We start from the raw sequence: 1,147 nt of genomic DNA on the forward strand, positions 1-1,147 counted from the left end.
ATTGAAAAGCTTACACAAGAGCTTAAGCAGCGTGATGCATCTGTAAACAAGCCAACTCAGAAGAATAAGAAGAAAAGTAAGTGAGGTGAGAGGGATGAGTCCAGAAGAAATTCAATATTTGTCTAAATATATCACATTAATAATTTGTAACGTAGTGGCACTCTATCACGTTTATTACTTCTATAAAAAAACACAACAATTAAGAGATGAGATAATGGAAAAAGATAAAATAATACACGAGCAAGAAAAGATCATCAAAAAATTATCTTCTTTTTGATGATTTCTATCTTTAATAATTTTAGAAATAAATAAAAAGGAATTTAAAGTGACAAGCTTTGGAAATATGGATGTAATTGTATAATAATACTAATCTTTGAATCTATTCCAAAAATCGCTGTTCTGTTCTTCTGTCCAGCGAAAAAATCCAAGACAAAAAGTAGCTTCAAGCGTTTCTTCTGGATTATTAGGAGCGGTGTGTTCAACTATAATGGTTATAGGTTTTCTGATTTGTGGTTGTTCAGGATTCAATGTTAAAATGATCGAAAATTCACTGTCACCATTCATACTAAACAGATCAAAAAAGTCTTTCGGCTCTGGTCGTAATATGGGGTTTATTAAATCAATATGTTTTGAGTTTTGTATGATGATTTTAAATGCATTTTTTTCTCTCGCAAACTTTTGAATGTGAAGAGGAGAGTCAAGATAGTATGCTTCAATAAATTGAAATGAGCTGTTTTCTGCTATCCTGATGCTATTTATTTTAATTATTTGTTTTGTAGAATTATAGAGGACTAATCCCATGTTAATTTCTATATCATTAGGATATTTTGGACCTAGATCATGTACTCCTCTATATACATTATATACTTGTAGTTTGGATCCTAATTCTCTCATTTTTTTTTCAGACAATAAAACAGAGAGGTGTTTTTTTGCTATTTCATTTTGGTCTTCAAGATACTTAAATTGTTTATCTATTCTTTCTAAGTCTTTTTTTCTAAACCAAAAAAGGAAAATTCCATTAAAAATAGCAATGACAGTAGTGTCCAATGCACTTATCCATTTAAGTATTGTTTCCATCATATCCTATACACTCTTCTTTTCTTCATTTTCGGAAAAAAACAATCTTATAAAACACGTTATGTATGGA

At 29.6% G+C, this 1,147-nt stretch carries 1 protein-coding gene; it reads right to left on the minus strand.

The annotated features are described in order from the left end of the window. Nucleotides 1–366 precede the first annotated feature (366 nt). The gene (locus T429_RS0108530) at nucleotides 367–1,080 is read right to left on the minus strand and encodes a hypothetical protein (RefSeq protein ID WP_005773360.1); all 714 of its coding nucleotides are present in this window, start codon (nucleotides 1,078–1,080) and stop codon (nucleotides 367–369) included. Between the last annotated feature and the right edge of the window lie 67 nt (nucleotides 1,081–1,147).

The sequence above is a fragment of the Bartonella elizabethae F9251 = ATCC 49927 genome, assembly GCF_000518165.1.
In the GTDB taxonomy this organism is placed as follows: domain Bacteria; phylum Pseudomonadota; class Alphaproteobacteria; order Rhizobiales; family Rhizobiaceae; genus Bartonella; species Bartonella elizabethae.

Bases quoted from the DNA above. Each gene is read 5' to 3' on its own strand.
- T429_RS0108530 (WP_005773360.1), bottom strand. From the start codon at position 1,080: ATGATGGAAACAATACTTAAATGGATAAGTGCATTGGACACTACTGTC.